16 protein-coding genes are annotated in these 17,013 nt (G+C 44.3%); 7 read left to right on the top strand and 9 right to left on the bottom strand.

The genetic code is table 11. The features are described 5' to 3' along the window. The first annotated feature begins 92 nt into the window (after positions 1–92). Positions 93–338, top strand: coding sequence for an IreB family regulatory phosphoprotein (locus tag BM265_RS04530; protein WP_013498984.1), 246 nt, complete (start codon positions 93–95; stop codon positions 336–338). An 81-nt stretch (positions 339–419) separates the two neighbouring features. Here BM265_RS04530 and BM265_RS21060 read toward each other — a convergent pair whose 3' ends face one another. The 8 genes from BM265_RS21060 to BM265_RS04495 all read right to left on the bottom strand — a co-directional run bounded on the left by BM265_RS21060 (position 420) and on the right by BM265_RS04495 (position 9,141). Then, positions 420–608 carry an IS3 family transposase gene (locus tag BM265_RS21060; protein ID WP_431767985.1) on the bottom strand — a complete coding sequence of 63 codons (189 nt, stop codon included), beginning with the start codon at positions 606–608 and terminating at the stop codon, positions 420–422. Further along, a complete protein-coding gene (locus BM265_RS04525; RefSeq protein WP_207646951.1) occupies positions 593–1,273 on the bottom strand; it encodes an IS3 family transposase in 681 nt (226 codons plus the stop codon). The genes BM265_RS21060 and BM265_RS04525 overlap by 16 nt, the downstream gene beginning before the upstream one ends. A gap of 313 nt (positions 1,274–1,586) precedes the next feature. Further along, on the bottom strand, positions 1,587–3,443 hold the full coding sequence (locus tag BM265_RS04520) for a GGDEF domain-containing protein (protein WP_074960388.1): 1,857 nt from the start codon (positions 3,441–3,443) through the stop codon (positions 1,587–1,589). Between the two features lie 204 nt (positions 3,444–3,647). Further along, entirely contained in the window at positions 3,648–4,592 is a 945-nt protein-coding gene (locus BM265_RS04515) for a GGDEF domain-containing protein (protein ID WP_177219539.1), read from the bottom strand. A gap of 413 nt (positions 4,593–5,005) precedes the next feature. After that, positions 5,006–6,565, bottom strand: coding sequence for a metal ABC transporter solute-binding protein, Zn/Mn family (locus BM265_RS04510; RefSeq protein ID WP_074960386.1), 1,560 nt, complete (start codon positions 6,563–6,565; stop codon positions 5,006–5,008). Positions 6,566–6,664: 99 nt separating this feature from the next. Further along, a complete protein-coding gene (locus tag BM265_RS04505) occupies positions 6,665–6,967 on the bottom strand; it encodes a hypothetical protein (RefSeq protein ID WP_074960385.1) in 303 nt (100 codons plus the stop codon). Between the two features lie 198 nt (positions 6,968–7,165). Further along, positions 7,166–7,996: a YibE/F family protein gene (locus tag BM265_RS04500; RefSeq protein ID WP_074960384.1), complete on the bottom strand. Its 831-nt coding sequence runs from the start codon at positions 7,994–7,996 to the stop codon at positions 7,166–7,168. Next, complete coding sequence (locus tag BM265_RS04495) at positions 7,996–9,141, bottom strand: YibE/F family protein (RefSeq protein WP_074960383.1); 1,146 nt, start codon at positions 9,139–9,141, stop codon at positions 7,996–7,998. The genes BM265_RS04500 and BM265_RS04495 overlap by 1 nt, the downstream gene beginning before the upstream one ends. Before the next feature lie 383 nt (positions 9,142–9,524). On the opposite strand from BM265_RS04495, the gene BM265_RS04490 reads away from it, so the two are divergent. The 6 genes from BM265_RS04490 to BM265_RS04465 all read left to right on the top strand — a co-directional run bounded on the left by BM265_RS04490 (position 9,525) and on the right by BM265_RS04465 (position 14,946). Beyond that, entirely contained in the window at positions 9,525–10,451 is a 927-nt protein-coding gene (locus tag BM265_RS04490; RefSeq protein WP_074960382.1) for an ABC transporter substrate-binding protein, read from the top strand. A gap of 15 nt (positions 10,452–10,466) precedes the next feature. Further along, on the top strand, positions 10,467–11,228 hold the full coding sequence (locus tag BM265_RS04485; RefSeq protein ID WP_081358357.1) for an ABC transporter permease: 762 nt from the start codon (positions 10,467–10,469) through the stop codon (positions 11,226–11,228). Next, entirely contained in the window at positions 11,228–11,998 is a 771-nt protein-coding gene (locus tag BM265_RS04480; RefSeq protein WP_074960380.1) for an ABC transporter ATP-binding protein, read from the top strand. The genes BM265_RS04485 and BM265_RS04480 overlap by 1 nt, the downstream gene beginning before the upstream one ends. A 93-nt stretch (positions 11,999–12,091) precedes the next feature. Continuing rightward, positions 12,092–14,215 (top strand): anaerobic carbon-monoxide dehydrogenase catalytic subunit, encoded by a 2,124-nt coding sequence (gene cooS, locus BM265_RS04475; RefSeq protein WP_074960379.1) that lies wholly within the window; start codon positions 12,092–12,094, stop codon positions 14,213–14,215. A 15-nt stretch (positions 14,216–14,230) separates the two neighbouring features. Beyond that, complete coding sequence (locus BM265_RS04470) at positions 14,231–14,623, top strand: hypothetical protein (RefSeq protein WP_074960378.1); 393 nt, start codon at positions 14,231–14,233, stop codon at positions 14,621–14,623. Continuing rightward, complete coding sequence (locus tag BM265_RS04465) at positions 14,620–14,946, top strand: hypothetical protein (RefSeq protein WP_074960377.1); 327 nt, start codon at positions 14,620–14,622, stop codon at positions 14,944–14,946. Before BM265_RS04470 ends, BM265_RS04465 begins: the two co-directional genes overlap by 4 nt. Before the next feature lie 130 nt (positions 14,947–15,076). Here the strand turns inward: BM265_RS04465 and BM265_RS04460 are convergent, their stop codons facing one another. After that, complete coding sequence (locus BM265_RS04460) at positions 15,077–16,852, bottom strand: glycoside hydrolase family 5 protein (protein WP_081358356.1); 1,776 nt, start codon at positions 16,850–16,852, stop codon at positions 15,077–15,079. Positions 16,853–17,013 lie beyond the last annotated feature (161 nt).

The raw sequence follows: 17,013 nt of genomic DNA, 5'->3' as shown, positions 1-17,013 counted from the left end.
TTTTCCAAAAAATAGAGTATAATAATAAAAAGGAACATATACGCCCGCGGTAACGCAGCGGTGTGATCCTGTATAGCAAGGAGATGAATCATATGAACGACAGAACAATGGAATTTTCGCTTCAGCGTGATAAGGAATCCGAACTTAAAAAGACATTGACGGAAGTATATGATGCGCTGAAAGAAAAGGGCTATAATCCTGTAAATCAGATAGTAGGATATATCCTCTCCGAGGATCCCACCTACATAACCACATATAATAATGCCAGAAGTCTAATTCGTCATATTGACCGAGATGAACTGCTTCAGGCACTTGTGAAGAATTATCTTCAGGACTGATAATAAGCTGTCAAAGAGGATGGAAAATTGAACCGCCCCACATTGTGCGTACAGCACAAAAAAGCCCCTATGATAATTGAATCAAGCAACAAACTGGCTTCGCAATTCAAGCGGAGTCAGTTTTGTTTTGAGTTGAATGCATTGGTGATTGTAAAAGTATATGTAATCATCAATGAGCTGCTTTGCTTCTGCAAAAGTCTTTATCTTCATACTGTAAATGCATTCGGTTTTGAGTATAGAAAAGAAATTTTCTGCTAAAGCATTGCATATGGATTCCCTCGTCTTGACATCGATGGCGTAATGTGATATGCTTTAGTTAGGTTAAAATACGGTTGTGAAGTGTATTGAAACCCTTGGTCACTGTGGAGCTGCAACTCTGCAGTGACTTTTTCTTTAGCCTTCGCTGCTTTTATCGTGTTCAGAACAAGGTTTATGTTCTGAACGGTAGAAGTCTTGTATGCAACTATGCTGCGGTCATAAAGGTCTCTGATCACCGAGAGATACAGAAAGCCCTGTGATGTTCTGATGTATGATATATCAGTCACCCACTTCTGATTAGGTCTGTCAGCGTTAAAATCACGGTTAAGAAGATTATCGTATCTGTGCAAAGCCTGACTGTAATTGCAGTATCTTCTTCGTCTGACAACGGAGAGAAGGCTGTACTTATTCATTATACGTAGTATGATCTTAGGGTTATGGTGTGCGCCATGGCGTTCAAGCCATATCGCAACACGTCGATAGCCGTATGTCTGCTTTGTCTCTGCTTGACACTCCCTGATAAGCTCGGATAGTTCAAGATCCTTTGCAGGCTTGTCCATACGCTTAACAAAGCCGTAATAGCCGCTGCGTGATACTTCAAAGAATCTGCACATCTCGCTGATGCTGTATTTGTCTTTGTGACGGTAGATAACAAGATATTTTACCTCCGGTCTCACTTCCTTTCTGTAAGCGAGAGAAAATCCCGCATAAGCTCATTTTCCATTTTTAACCGATTGTTTTCCCTTTCTTCTTGTGCTGTCTTTCTATAAATTTCTTGATCTGTGTTCGTGTAAATCCAAGTCTGTCCCCAACTTCCTTATGCGTTAGTCATTGTTCCTTAAGTTCAAATATTTCTTTCTCATACTGCTGTATGTGTCTGTAACTTCTTGCCATAACAAAACCTCCTATGGTTTTAATTATACCATAGGAGGTCTTTTTTGCCATTGTACGTTTTTTATGGTTCGGTTCAATTCATGCATACGCCTTGAATTATTTGTGCTGTTTGCGGGCTTTCTTTATCTCATACATCTGCTCGTCTGCACGCTTGATGACACTATTGAGATCCATGCCCTGAGTTATGGGCTGAGAAAATGCGCCGCAGCTGGCTTTTATCTCGAATTCCTCGTTTTTGCTGCTTTCTTCCAGTATTGAGTTTATCTGTGATATTATCGTATCGCTGTTACATTCGCCTATTATCAGCGCGAACATCTCATCTCCGCCGAAGCGCACACAGTATGCATCGGGGGGACAAGCCTCTTTCAGTGCTGAAGCGCCCTTAGCTATCGCCTTGTCGCCTGCATCGTGACCGTGGTTGTCGTTTATGTACTTCAGTCCGTCGATATCCAGCATAAGCACTGTAAGCTGTTTGCCGAAATTCACAGGCTTTTCCAGCTCGCTGTCAATGACTGCCTTGAAGCCCTGCCTGTTATACAGCCCTGTCAGATTGTCATTGAGGTACATCTGTGCTATCTTGCTGGATAAAAACCGCTGATAGCGCAGGGTCATAAGTCCGCCCAAGCCAAGATTAAGGGTGTTGGTGACACTTGCCGACTTTGAATATTCGGTTATGTCGTATCTATGGTAGGAGAATACGGTATATCCGAAGGGCTTGTTAAGATAGTCAAGGATATTGAATATCAGCGGGTAGTGGCTTTCGATCAGGCTTTCTATGCCCGGGGCTATGTTTTCCGCATCGAAATCCTTTATCTCGTCGGGATAGTGGTATGAGTCATATATCACACACATATCGCTCATATCCATTTCCGTATCTTCAAGGAAGAAATTACGGTCTGTCAAAAGGCAGTTCTTGCTGATGATACAGCACATCTCTTCCGTCTTATCGCCGCGCATACAGTGTACGGCAGACTCTATGGATTCGGACAGCTGCATCTTTACGGACATCTCATAAAGCACTCGCATATCGTCTTCGTATCGGTAGAAACCGATATTGAAGCTGTTTGTTACATTATCGTCTGAGGGACAGCCTGCACAGCCGCAGGATCTCTTCGGCATAAATTCGGGAACAACAGCTATGTTTTCGCATTTTTCTCCATTGAGCCTTGAGGTGATAGCCTTTGTTACGGCATTTGCAAGCTGTGTGCTGCTGCATGAAGCGGTAGTCAGCGTAGGAGAACATATATCGCCTTCAAGTATTCCGTCAAATCCTGTAACGATAATATCCTCGGGTATACGGATATTCGCTTCCGTAAGTACATCCATGACGTTTATCGCCATTATATCGTTAGCACATATTATAGCTTGTGGAAGTTCATCACGTTCAAGCAGCTTTCTCATAGCCTCACGTGTAGGCACAGCCCAGAATTCACCGTAGCTTACCATGCTTTCATCAAAGGGGAGACCGTTCTCTTTCAGTACTTTTTTGTAGCAGTTAAGCCTCTCATCGGAGAAATGGTTGTTCCTGATTCCTGCCATGAAATGTGATCTGGTCACGCCGTGATCTTCTATAACATGGCGGACGACTTTTTCAAAGCCTGCTGTGTAGTTGTAGTAAACATTGGTGGAGCCTTCGTATTCGGCATCGACCACAATAACGGGAACGGAATTGAACCGTGCCTGCGCGATAATACTGCTGCTGACGGTCCTGCTCTTTATCTTCTCGTCCATGAGTACAACGGCGTCGATGCGGTCATATGGAATAAGATCAAAAACGCCTGCCTCTGAATTGGTCGTGTCTTCGTTCCAATAAAGGTCCATATTAAGCGTGTAAATGAACAGGCGCATATCAAGGTCATTCAGGCGCTTGTTCAGCTTTTTTATGTAACTATGCTGCTGAGAATCGTATATTCTCGATGTGCATAGGGCTATAATTTTTTTGCCGTTTATCATGGTTTCACCACCTTTGCTATATTATACCATATATTCACAGATTTTTCAATAGACTTTGAACGAATTTTTTGAATTTAAGTTATTCATTCTTTTAACTTATTCAATTATAGATGTCCTGATTTGTCTGAATTAGAAAAATATCCCGCGGCAGATTTTTTTCTGCGGCGGGATATATATTCGATTATTTCGATCAGCGTGAAGTGGCTAATCAGCGCTGACCACGCGGTCCTTGCCGCTGTGTTTGCCTTTGTACAGCCTGCTGTCAGCACGGCTTATCACTTTTTCTACGTTGTTTTCAGGGTGTCCCTCACATATACCTATCGTCATAGTGACAGAGAATTCTTTACTTCCTATCTTGAATCGCTGTTTTCTGACACTGCGTACTATATTGTCGGAGCAGACCATCCCATCTGCCAGTTCAGAACACGGCAGCACAAACAGGAATTCTTCACCGCCCCATCTTGCCACGTATCCTCTGCTGTCTATATTATCTGTAATGATCTTTGCTACATTTGAAAGCACGTCATCACCGATATCGTGACCGTAACTGTCGTTGATCTTCTTAAAATCATCGATATCGCCAATGCCAACGATGTAGTTTTTTTGTTTTTTGCGGCTCTCGTTAACGACATTATTAAGTATCCTGCCCATTTCACGGCGGTTGTTCAGCTTTGTAAGGGGATCGGTGGAAGCCATTATTCTTAGCTGTTCGTTCTGAATTCTCGCCTTGCATTCATAATAGTAATTCATACAGGTAAATATCAATGCTACGTATATAAGCACAAAAGAGCCTATCAGAATATTTATGGCATAAAATACGTTCGTGTATGATGATCCGCTCATATCATAACGCTCACGTCCGGGAATAATATAGATGAATCTCAGCAGTCCGTAGGTCGGCACGGATATTAACATTATTGCGAATGGTATGATCTTGTTTTTATTGGGTACCAGAAATGCCAGTGGTATTATCATAAGCAGGAACATACAGAAATCGGGTTTCAGTCCCACGCATACTGTTGCCGCTACCGCATGAAGGATTATCTCTATCATTGAAGCATAGACCAGATTTAGCTTTTCCTTAAAAAAACGGGCAAGGATTATCAGCAAAGCATAAAAGCTCACGCTGCCAATGTTGAATTTTACCATTGAATGTATATCTGCCAAGTTAAACAGCACAAGATAAAGCGCGTGTGCCACCAGACAAGCGACAAGCGGGAAAAAATACAGAAAGAACACGACCTTCTTAGATACTTTCGTATCTATTTTTTCAATAAATGCAAGATCTTTTTTATATTGCTGGTCGGTATACATATCATCACTTCGCTTTCTGTAAAAGGATATAGTATATTTATATGTTATTATACCATAAAATCATACAAATTTCAATAGTTTTTGAACAGATTTTTCGTAATAAAGTTATTCATTGTTTTAACTAATTTAACTTATTCCGCCCGGAAATACTCCTGAGCATAAAAAGCCACCGCATCTGACCGTATGCGGTCGGATGCGGTGGCATATTTTCGTATTGTTTCGCAGCTTTTTGAGATACCCGGTATATCTTATTTAAGAACACCTGCAAGTACATCGTAATTCTTCTGCATAAGTGAGAGATAGCTTGCGCCGTTCCCGATATCTTCATTTGATACTGACTGGAGAGAGTTCAGCTCAGCGATATCAACATCTTTGCCCGAAGTGCTTATGATAGTATTTGCGATATCCTTGCTTGAATTTTCAAGGGTGAATATTGTCTTGCTGTCAAGCTCTTTTACTTTATTTGCAAGAAATACCACGGTATCGAAGCTTGCTTCCGTTTCAGCGGAACAGCCGATGAATGCAGCAAAATAATCAAGACCGTAATCATCAACGAAATAACGGAATGGGAATCTGTCACCGAATATCAGCGTTTTTACGGAAGAACCGTCAACAAGTGTCTGGAAGTTGTTGTCAAGCTCCGAGAGCTTTGCAACGTAGCTGTCGAGATTAGCCTTGTAATCATCGGCATTATTGGGATCGATAGCTTCAAGATTCTGCTCTATCTCTGCGCTGAGTACCATGGCGTTTTTCAGTGAGAGCCATACGTGCTCGTCATATTCTTCTTCCTCTTCTTCGTGGCTGTGGTCGTGTCCGCCTGTCATTTCATCAACGATATCTTCGGCAGTCAGGGATGCGGGATAGTAGGTAGGGAAGTGATCGCCCTCTTCAACGAGGGTATCAAAGCCGTCGTTGCCGCTGTAAAGGTGGAAATGCTCGGGCTCGGAGGGTTCGATGTTGTGATCGCTGAATACGATGTACTTAGCGGCGCTGTCGTCCCCGGACTTCTTTTCAAACTTATACCTTACCTGCTTGGTGCCGTCGTCCTTTGTCCTTATATAGAATCCGCTGTAATCATACTCAGCCTTGATGGACTTATCCGCTGTCACATACTCCACCTCGGGGGCGTTGATATTGATTGTCACAGCGTCGGTTTCATAGGCGGTGGTGTATTTCTTTTTGTAGTCCTCAGCTGTCATGGTGTCATCTTCCTCGGCTTTGTGCTCCCAAACTTCATCAAGAGAACCGTCCAGCAGAAGGGGATAGGTTGACTGCCAGCTTCCGTTCCATTCGTCAAGGGTACGGTCTTTTACATCACTGTCTTCAAAGTCGGTCTTATGCTCGTGCTCATGCTCATGTTCGCTTTCCTGCATACCCTCTTTGAGTTCTTCCACCTTTGCCGAGTCACCCAGAACTTCCATGAGGTTAATGACCTTCATATCCTTGTTCTGTGAAGTTTCAAGCACATCTTCAACCCATTCGTCTGACTCTCCGCCAACATATACGAAGAGGTCGCAGGTGCTTATCTTCAGAATATCCTCAGCAGTTGGCTGATAGCTGTGAAGATCAACGCCGTTATCGAGAAGATAGGTGAGTTCCACATTGTCAGCATGATCGCCGAGTATCTCTTTTGTCCAATCGTACTCGGAAAATATTGTGCAGACTACACTGAAAGACTCAGAACCGTCAGCAGCAGATTTTTTACCTTTGCCTTCCGATCTATCCGCAGAAACTGACGAACAGCCTGTGATACCGGCTGCTGCCATTACGAGTGTCAAAGCATAAATGCCGATTTTTTTCTTAAACATAAAATTGAACCTCCGAATCGAATAACCTGATAAGGGCACAGAAAAATGTGCGCACTTACCCTTGAATGTAATTTACATACTATTATATGGTTTTGCTATTCAATCCAGAAGCTCCACTTTAAGGGAAATAAGAGTTATATGTGCGTGGCGGGAGCAGACTGTGATCTTGCATAGTGCTGCAATGATAAAGGTCATAAGAGCGAGTATGATCGTACCTGCAACTGCTGTACCAAGTTCATGAAGTGTTTTGTGAAGCTTTGCAAGTTCCAAGCATACAGAGCAGTCCTCACCGCCGCAGTCATGCTCGGCGTGAACGATGATAAATGCAGATGAGCAGAATATCACAAGGCTGAATACTGTCGCTACTATCCATGATAGGGCTATATTTCTTCTCTTTGACATATCTGCTCACCTCGCATAATCTGTTTCGGTTTTATATTATATATGCTCATATTCTTTTTGTCAATGATCCTGCGGTATATTCTATTCATTCGCTAAAATGAGAGCTACTCTCAAATTAATTTTGTAAAAATAGACAAAGAAAAAGTAAGCTATCCGAAACTCTTTTTGAATAGCTTACATTTTTTAGTATATTATTTTTCAGCCTGCTGAACTGTTATTCACACTGGCTGAATCTGCGGTCTCACAGTCCGCGGAGGAGAGTGTTTCATTTTCGTTATCATGAGGTTTTCTGTGGGTCAGACTGTATGCCATGAACAGGGCAGCAACAGGTATAATCATCATGCACCCCGCACCGCTGGATACTATCTGAAGAAAATCCTGGCAGAATACCTTTGAGTTGATTATCTCGGAGAATGGGTACTCGTATTCACGGAACCAGATAACAAGTGTCATGAATTCACCGATGTAGGCGAACAGGAGGGTGTTGGTGGTAGTGCCGATTATATCTCTGCCAATGTTCATGCCCGAGATGAACAGTTCGCTCATGGTGAGGTGGGGATTATTCTCATGGACTTCAAACAGCGCCGAGGTTATGGCGATAGCGGTATCAGTTATGGCGCCGATAAGTCCTGTCAGCATCATGGCAAGGGTGACTTGCCGCATATCCAGTCCGATATCAGGACTGTACCAGCATATCTCTTCGGTGTTTTCATCGGCAAATCCCTGAATATGTGAGCTTGAACCTATATACAGCATTACTGCCGCAAACAGCAGAAGCACCGCTGCTATCGCCGCAAATGCTGTCACGGTCTTGATGTTAACGCCGTTTATCCAGAAAAGTATCACTACGCCTATGACTGCACAGCCCGCTAACGTCACGGCAACGGCATTAACTCCGCAGGCTATCAGGAAGACGGTTATTATCAGTATGATGATGTTTCCATACATTGCAGCGAAGGTCTTGGCGCCCCTGACACCGCCAACTGCTATCATAAGTATGAAAAGTATAATTCCCAGTATGAATTCCATTACGCATCGCCTTCTTTCGGCTGAGAGGTCATGCTTTCCTTGCCTTTCAGCATATGGGTCGAAATGAAAATGGCAATTGGTATCGAGAGGACTATGCCTATGCCGCCTACGAAAGCACGGACTATTTCAAGGTCGAGGTAATTGTTGAGAACGTCAGTAAGCGTAACATTGTTCCTGAGTGCCAGAATTACCAGTGGTATGCAGCCGCATACGTAGGTAAAAAGCAGTACGTTAGTCATGGTGCCCATGATATCCTTGCCAATCTCACGTCCCGAATGCCTGAGAGCGGAAAAAGTGATACTGCTGTCTCTGTCTATAAGTTCTGACATTGATGATGACATGGTTATGGAGATATCCATTATCGCACCCAGACCGCCCACAAGCAGTTCGGATATGAAGATCTCCTCATATGGTTTGATAAGGTACTGCATCTGATCGAAGCGCACGCCTCTGCCTTTTGTGAGTTTCAGTACGATGTAGGCTATAGCGATTGTTACAGCAGTTCCGCACAGCGCAGATACCACTGCAGCCGCAGTTTTTCTGTTGATACCGCTGACGATGACCAGTGATGACACAGTGAAAAGCACTGTCGCCACAAGACAAAGTCCGAAGAGGTTGAGACCTTTGTAATAAAATTCGATGGCAACGGCGAAGATCAGCGCGTTTAATGTCACTGAAAGCAGGGACAATGTACCTTTTTTACCGCCGACCATCACAATGGTCAGCACGAAAAGCATAGTGACACCGACAGCATAAACATCACGCTTTACACCCGTACATACGGCCTTTAGCTCTTCGCCCGAACTATTGACATCGACAAATAACTTATCGCCCTTTGAGAATTTTTCATCGGTCACAAGTGAGGAAGAATATTTATTTGTCACTGTTGCAAGTTCACCCTTGTGCTCGCCGTTTTTAATTTCAACTGTCAGCCGCTGAGTGTACTGGTACTCAGTTGAATTTATCAGGGCAGGGGAAGATCGTGTGAAGTCTTCCGATACCGAAACGACCTCGGCTATAGTCCTGTCATAAAGAAAATAGTCGTTCCCGGTGAATATCACCGCCCCGATGCAAATAATGAACAGTATCAAAAAAGATACCGCTCGTTTTCTGCCGATTTTTTTCAGCAGAATATTTAAGTTCATATCTATCATCTTCCTTGTTAGTATTTCAAAATTATGCCCATTATTATTATATCCAATCACAGTAGGTAAGTCAACCATCTATCACATTATTAATTGAAAATGCTTTCGTATTAGCGTATTGATCTTGAAATGAAGCCTTGATTGTGTGAATAATCACAATTAATTTTTCTAATTCCTAGTAAAATTGTAGTAATTTGTACGACTTTTTTTTGGACGCTGTTTTTTCTCTTGACAGAGGCGTATTTATGATGTATAATAAGCAAAGCCTACCAAACCTATATGAAATATATATTTGAGATAATTTATATGTTTAGTTATATTAAAGATAGGTATTATTATAATAACGAAATCAAATTATTGATACTGAAAGGAAGAATATTATTATGAAGAAAAGATTACCTGCATTTATTATTTCCGCCGCACTGGCGTTTTCTGCTGTTTCCTGCGGAAAATCAGATAGTAAGGATAGTGAAAACACAATAAAGATAGCGTATCTCCCCATCACTCATTCGCTGGCAGTTTTGGAAGAAGCTGAGGAGCTTGAAAAGGAATCGGGGCTGAAAGTTGAGCTTGTAAAGTACGGTTCATGGGCAGAATTGCTGGATGCTCTCAATTCAAACAGAGTTGACGGAGCATCGGTGCTGATAGAGCTTGCGATGAAATCCAAGGAGGAAGGCATAGGGGTGAAAGCAGTTGCACTGGGACACCGTGACGGAAATGTTATCGTTGTTTCAAACGATATTGATTCTGCCGCTGACCTTAAAGGCAAGACCTTTGCAATACCTCACAGACAGTCATCGCACAATATACTGCTGAATGATGCTCTGGCAACAGCGGGTCTTAATATCGGCGATGTAAATGTTACAGAGCTTGCGCCCACCGAGATGCCCTCCGCTCTGGCAAGCGGTCAGATAGACGGTTACTGCGTTGCTGAACCCTTTGGCGCTATGGGCGTGAACCTTGGTGTAGGAAAGGTACTTTTCAGTTCTGAAGAGCTTTGGGAAGAATCCCTCTGCTGCGGACTGGTGCTGACTGACAAGTTCATTGATGAGCGCTATGATGATGCAAAGTCTTTTGTTGAAAGCTATAAGTCGGCAGGAAATGCCCTGGATAAGGAAAAAGCAAAAGAAGTGGCAAAGAAGTACCTGAATCAGACAGATGACGTGCTTGATACATCTCTGCAGTGGATATCCTACAACGATCTTGACATAACAGAGGAAGCTTACAACGAGCTTGCAGATAAAGTCAAGGAGTACGGACTTTCCGATAACCCTCCTGCTTATGCGGATTTTGTAAAAAATGATTTTTGATAAGGCGTGATGAATTTGAAAAAATTACTCTCTCTGAAAAATGTTATTATATCGGTCTCGATACTGATATTGATATGGCAGCTGCTGTTCACTGTCAGCAGTTATGACAAGGCACTGTTCCCGTCGCCTAAAATGGCATTTGATGCTCTAATAGAATTGATAGAGAACGGAAAACTGTTTGAAAACATAAAGACAAGTATGTACCGTTTCGTTACGGGATATTTCAGCTCGGTTATAGTTGCGGTGGTACTGGGTCTGATACTGGGCAGGATACCAAAGCTTTTTCAGTATATCAATCCTGCGGTGCAGCTTTTGAGACCTATATCACCTACAGCATGGATGCCATTTATCGTTCTGCTGTTCGGTATCGGTGATGTTCCTGCTATCGTTATCATATTTATTGCGGCATTTTTCCCTGTTTTGCTGTCAACAGTATCGGCGGTGGGTAATATCGACCCGGTATACCTGAAAGTTTCAAAGAACTTCGGTATAAAACAGCCTGCGCTGACATGGAAAGTGATTTTCCCTGCGGCTTTTCCCCAGATAGCAAACGGTATCCACCTTGCGCTGGGAACTGCATGGATATTCCTGGTTGCAGGCGAAATGGTTGGCGCACAGTCTGGTCTCGGTTATCAGATAATCGATGCGAGAAACAACATCCGCGCGGATATACTGCTTGCAACGATACTCGTTATCGGTATAATCGGTATACTGCTTGACGGTCTGCTGAAAATCATTGAAAAGGTGATACTTAAATCATGGGGAGGTGCTGCGTGATGTATATTGAGGTCAAAGAAGCCTGCAAGAATTATGTTCAGGACGGCAAGGAATTTGTTGCCCTTGATAATGTATCTCTCAGCATCGAAAAGGGAGAGTTCATATGCCTGCTGGGACCCTCTGGCTGCGGAAAAAGCACACTGCTGAATGCTCTTGCGGGTTTTGAAAAGGTCAACAGCGGAAGCGTTAAGATAGACGGAAAGGAAGTATCTGCGCCCTCCATAAACAATATAACAATTTTCCAGAACTACGGACTTCTCCCTTGGAGAAATGTTCAGAAGAATGTTGAACTGGGACTTGAGTCCAAAAAAGTTCCCAAGTCTGAACGTGCTGCCATAGCACAGAAGTATCTGGAACTGGTGGGACTCAGCGGGTATGAAAAGCGCTATCCCAAGCAGCTTTCGGGCGGTCAGCAGCAGAGAGTTGCTATCGCAAGAGGTCTGGCGGTAGACCCTGATATCATCTTTATGGATGAACCATTTGGTGCGCTTGACGCTATCACAAGAATGAAACTTCAGGAAGATATCCTCAGTATCTCTCATGAAGAGAAAAAGACTATCATTTTTGTTACCCACGATATCGAAGAAGCGGTATATCTGGCTGACAGGATAGTTGTAATGATGGCAGATCCCGGCAGGATAAAGAGTATCGTAAAAGTACCACTGGGCGAACACCGCAACAGGACAGGCGAAAACTTTTTATACGTCCGTGACCGTATATTTGAACTTTTCAATATGAAGACCGACGAATATATAGAGTATTATATCTGATTTATTGTGCATTAATTTACCGACCTTTAATTGAAAAATTCATACTATTGTGATATAATATAAAACTGATAAATTTAATGAGAGGCTGGTATTATGAGCGAGAAAAAACATAACCACTGTCATGAACATGAGCATCATCACGAACATGAGCACGAGCATGACCATCATTCACCTGCGCATATCCATTCACACAGAAATATCATAGGTTTTGATGAACACGGTATCCCGACTGTGATACTGAAGGCAAGCCACGGTGAGGGTGAAGCTGATGACCCGCAGGCATTCATCAGGGACTATATGAATGCTGTTACGGAGTATAAAAAGACTTTTCCCTCGAAACAGGATGTCATCGATCAGACCCCTGACCCTGCTGTAAGGGAGATGCTGCTGCGTATGGAGCAGCTTGGTATTGATACTGCTTTCGACCGTTTTGATCAGCAGAAACCCCAGTGTAATTTCGGACTTGCGGGTATATGCTGTAAGATATGCAACATGGGTCCATGTCGAATCACTGCAAAATCTCCTAAGGGTATATGCGGTGCTGATGCTGATCTTATCGTTGCGAGGAATCTACTGCGTTCAGCTGCGGCAGGTGCTGCACAGCACGGTATGCACGCTAGAGAGGTAATGCTGGCGCTGAAATGGGCGGCAGAGGGTAAGCTGGATGTGCCGATACTTGGCGAGCAGAAGATACGCTCCACCGCTGAGGCTTTCGGTATAAAGCAGAAGAACCGTCAGCTGAAAAATGTTGCGAAAGACCTTGCTGATGCACTTCTTGAAGATATGTCAAGATCGGTGCCCGGCGAGTACAAGACCATCTCAGCCTGTGCTGTCCCCGAAAGACAGGAAGTCTGGAAAGAACTGGATATCCTGCCCATAAGCGCATACCACGAGGTTTTTGAGGCATATCACAAATCGGGATGTGCTACTGACGGCGACTGGAAGTCGGTTATGCAGCAGTTTTTGAGATGCGGTCTTGCTTTCACATTCTCGGGAGTTGTGGGCGCGTCAATAGCAACCGACAGCTTGTTCGGTGTAGGCGACAGAGTTACTTCAAAGGTAAATATCGGTGCTCTTGAAAAGGGTTATGTAAATATCGCGGTACATGGTCATCTGCCACTGCTTGTCAGCCAGATAGTTGAAGCAGGAAAGCGTGAAGACCTGATAGAACTCGCCAAAAAGGCAGGCGCAAAGGGCATACGCTTTTACGGTATATGCTGTTCGGGACTTTCGGCTATGTACAGATACGCGGGTGTCATACCCCTTTCAAATGCTGTTTCCGCCGAACTGGTACTGGGAACAGGCGCTCTTGATCTCTGGGTTGCCGATGTTCAGGACGTATTCCCCTCCATTATGGAAGTTGCACACTGCTTCAAGACTACCGTCGTTACCACCAGTGAGTCGGCAAGACTTCCCGGTGCTGAACGCTATGAATACGATCATCATCATTCAAATATCGGTGAGACAAAGGCACTCGCCGAGAAGATCGTTCGCCGTGCTATCGAGAGCTTTGAAGCAAGAAAGGGTATACCTGTATACATACCGCCCTACGAGGTGGAAGCCGAAGTCGGTTTCTCGGTGGAGTATATCCACAGACGTTTCGGCAGCATGAAGCCCCTTGCGGAAGCTATCAAGGATGGCAGAATTCTGGGTATCGTGAATATGGTTGGCTGTAACAATCCCAAGGTGCTGTACGAAAAGTGCATCGTAGATGTTGCAGACGTTCTGCTGAAAAACAATGTTCTGATAATCTCCAACGGCTGTGCTTCCTTCCCGCTTATGAAGCTGGGATACTGCGCAATATCGGGCAAGGAGAAAGCAGGAGAGAGCCTTAGAGAATTCCTTGAACCCGATCTGCCCCCTGTATGGCACGTAGGTGAATGTATCGATAATACACGTTCTTCTGGAATATTTGCGGGAGTTGCAGGTGCGCTGGGTCATAAGATGTATGAGATGCCTTTTGCATTTTCTTCCCCCGAATGGGGCAACGAAAAGGGCGTAGATGCGGCGCTGGGATTCAGACTGAACGGCATAAGCTCTTATCACTGCGTTGAAGCCCAGATATACGGCTCAAAGAATGTTATCGAGTTCCTGAAATACGGTACACTTGAAACCCTCGGTTCGTCCATGAATGTTGATACAGACCCTGTCAAGCTGGGCGAAAAGATAGTTGCTGATATGAAAGCCAAGAGAAAAGCACTTGGTTGGGATAAATAATATGGAGGAATAAAAATGGCTTGTTTTATAGTGCCTGCAACAGAGGCGATAGTTACAACTGTTATACAGAAAGTGGCAGCGAAAAAGGAAAGCGCTGATAATAAGAAAAGCGGTGAGCTGAAACTCAGCTTTGCCGATAAGCTGAAATGGCTCAACGGTATGCTCTGGGGCGGTTCTGGACTGCTTGCTTTTGAGCACGTATGGCATGGTGAGGTCACACCGTTCTTTCCTTTCCTGACAGCGGCGAATGATCCCGCTGATACCGCAGAAATGCTTCACGAGATGGCGACATCGGGATCTGCCATGGCGATACTTGTTACCGTCGTATGGGCTGGTCTGGTGATAGTATCAAATAAGATAACAGCTTCCGATAATAAATCCGAAAAGAAAGCGGGTGCAACGGCATGACACTTCTTATTACTGTAATTGCGGCTGTGGTATCCACAGTTATCTGGTATTCAAGCGAAAAGGCAAGAAAGCTGAAAACAGGCGTTCTGCTGTATATGTTCTGGGGCGCATCACTGATGTGGCTTGTTGATGCAGTAGTCGAATATCTTGAAAGCGGTGCTGAGTATTTTCAGCCTGCGGCAGCTGATATGCTCAATGATACTTTCCTTGGTCTGTCTGTTATCGCGCTTGCTCTGGTCGTATGGGTCATCGTTCTACTGGTGAAAGACCCCACAGGCGCACTTAAAAGTGCTATTCTGGATAAGAAAGCCAAGAGCAAATAATTGTGTTCTGTTGGCGAACGATTATTAATAATATCACCGCTCGTATTTTGGGTACGGGCGGTGTTTGTTTTATACAAAAGTAAACGGCAGTTTCCGAAGAAACTGCCGTTATAGGTTCTGTGAAATTATATTACTTAATAGTAACAGTTATAGCGTTCTTGATAGGATCGGCTGTGTTCCACTTACCGTTGACTCTTGCGGCAACAGCAACCTTGTAGGTCATGCCGGGAGTCAGATTCTTGGGAGTTACATAGTTGTTGGTCGTGATGTTGGAAGTCTGAACTCTCCACTTGCCGGCAAGGTATACAGCGATACCGTACTTGTCTGCACCCTGAACCTTATCCCAGATAAACTGTACCTGGTGATACTGAGTGCTGTAATTTACTTTAACGTTCTTAGGATAATCATTGTTCTGAGGCTGGGGCTGGGGATCAGGATCAGGATGTGAAGTGGAATAATAATCACTGAGGGATATACCATTTCCGGACTGACCCAGCTTTATCTTGTGATCAAGGCTGATGAACTTACCCTTTTCGTCCTGCCACAGTGAGGGTTTAACGAACTCATACTTTTCTTCGTCCCAGTGATCCCAGTTGCAGTCGCTGGCGATAAGTCCGCCTGTATCGCTGGAATTCTCGTTGAAGCACCAGAAGGTGTGGTGGATACGCTTATCGATCATATAGTCACGAAGAACTTCCATCCAGTGTTTGTTTGCGCCGGAGGGGTCGTTCACCTCGTCGATACGTCCGCCCCACTCGCCCATCAGCAGAGGAGATATCTTCTCTTCTACCAGGAATGCCCATGAGTCGTACCAGTATTCTTTCAGCAGAGATTCTCTGTCGAACTTATAGCTTGTGTAGTTGGGACCCTTACCCTGCAGGTGGAACCATGACTGCTCATAAACCAGAGGGCCGTAGTCATGAGGTGAGTAAACCAGCTGGCTCTGATATTTACCGAGGTTTACAGGATAATCTCTTGCACCGCGGAAGTTGCCGCCCCACCAAGCGCCGTGGTAAGGCTGATAATCGGGGTCGCCGTAATGAGCATAATCGGTGGAATTTGAATTCCAGTCAAAGCCCTTTTCAAACTTAGGATAGCACTCGATACCCTCGACCATTATAAGCAGGTTAGGGTTCTTGTCGAGGCAGGCTTTAGCGCCCTTTTCGGCGGCATAACGCCAGTTGTTGGCATCTTTGGAACCGTCCCACTTAGCAAAGATACCATCGTCCTTTTTGCCGTGAGGCTCGTTTTTCAGGTCGATAGCGATAACGGTATCGTCGTCCTTGTAGTAATCAGCGAACCATGCCAGTGCATCCAGCCAGTCCTGCTCACTGTATTTGTCATCATACCACAGGGCGTAGTTATGACCTGCAGCGTTCGTAGTAGCGCAGTGGATATCCATCATTATCTTGATGCCGTTCTCTCTGCACCATTCCACAGCCTTGTTCCAAATATCAAAGCTGTACATCGGCTTGCCGCCCACTTGACCGTCAATGGTAAGCTCGGGGTTCTTCCACTCGTTTATCTTGATGATAGGATCGGGGTCGCCGTTTTTCCACTGCAAGAGTATCTCGGTGGACATTGGCACACGGAGCAGATTGAAGCCGTGGTCAGCTATCTCGTTGAGCGCCTGATGCATATTGATGCTCCATACGCCGTCAAATACCTGGCTTCCTACGTTATAGCCGAACCAGTTTACACCTGTCATCCATACAGGATTGCCGTTCATATCAACAACTTCGGCATTTTCATTTACGTGCAGCCAGTCATCGTGATAAGAATCTGGAGTTGCTGCGCTCGCGGTGATCACAGCAGCGCTTTTTTCGGCTATGCCTGAAACCGGAGCGAGGACTATCGTGCAGGCAGAAGCTGCAGCGGTCAGTCCTGAGACGATTTTTTTCAACATAAAATACATTCCCCTCTTCTGCTGCCTGCTATTTGAATTTCTCAGGCAGTTTAATATGCTGATATTATACAATATTATAAGTGAATTGTCAATAAGTAAAAAGATTTTTCCGCGAATTGACCGATATCTGCTTTATATTTTCGTGACTTTGATGAAATCGG

It is taken from the genome of Hominimerdicola alba, from assembly GCF_900112155.1.
In the GTDB taxonomy this organism is placed as follows: Bacteria; Bacillota; Clostridia; order Oscillospirales; family Ruminococcaceae; genus Hominimerdicola; species Hominimerdicola alba_D.
Note: the sequence above shows the minus strand (reverse complement) of the source record. Positions and strands in the feature narration are given on the sequence as shown.

Bases quoted from the DNA above. Each gene is read 5' to 3' on its own strand.
- BM265_RS04495 (WP_074960383.1), bottom strand. From the start codon at position 9,141: ATGAACTTAAATATTCTGCTGAAAAAAATCGGCAGAAAACGAGCGGTA.
- BM265_RS04505 (WP_074960385.1), bottom strand. From the start codon at position 6,967: ATGTCAAAGAGAAGAAATATAGCCCTATCATGGATAGTAGCGACAGTA.
- BM265_RS04470 (WP_074960378.1), top strand. From the start codon at position 14,231: ATGGCTTGTTTTATAGTGCCTGCAACAGAGGCGATAGTTACAACTGTT.
- BM265_RS04480 (WP_074960380.1), top strand. From the start codon at position 11,228: ATGTATATTGAGGTCAAAGAAGCCTGCAAGAATTATGTTCAGGACGGC.
- BM265_RS04490 (WP_074960382.1), top strand. From the start codon at position 9,525: ATGAAGAAAAGATTACCTGCATTTATTATTTCCGCCGCACTGGCGTTT.
- BM265_RS04510 (WP_074960386.1), bottom strand. From the start codon at position 6,565: ATGTTTAAGAAAAAAATCGGCATTTATGCTTTGACACTCGTAATGGCA.
- BM265_RS04465 (WP_074960377.1), top strand. From the start codon at position 14,620: ATGACACTTCTTATTACTGTAATTGCGGCTGTGGTATCCACAGTTATC.
- BM265_RS04460 (WP_081358356.1), bottom strand. From the start codon at position 16,852: ATGTTGAAAAAAATCGTCTCAGGACTGACCGCTGCAGCTTCTGCCTGC.
- BM265_RS04515 (WP_177219539.1), bottom strand. From the start codon at position 4,592: ATGGTAAAATTCAACATTGGCAGCGTGAGCTTTTATGCTTTGCTGATA.
- BM265_RS04520 (WP_074960388.1), bottom strand. From the start codon at position 3,443: ATGATAAACGGCAAAAAAATTATAGCCCTATGCACATCGAGAATATAC.
- BM265_RS04500 (WP_074960384.1), bottom strand. From the start codon at position 7,996: ATGGAATTCATACTGGGAATTATACTTTTCATACTTATGATAGCAGTT.
- cooS (WP_074960379.1), top strand. From the start codon at position 12,092: ATGAGCGAGAAAAAACATAACCACTGTCATGAACATGAGCATCATCAC.
- BM265_RS04530 (WP_013498984.1), top strand. From the start codon at position 93: ATGAACGACAGAACAATGGAATTTTCGCTTCAGCGTGATAAGGAATCC.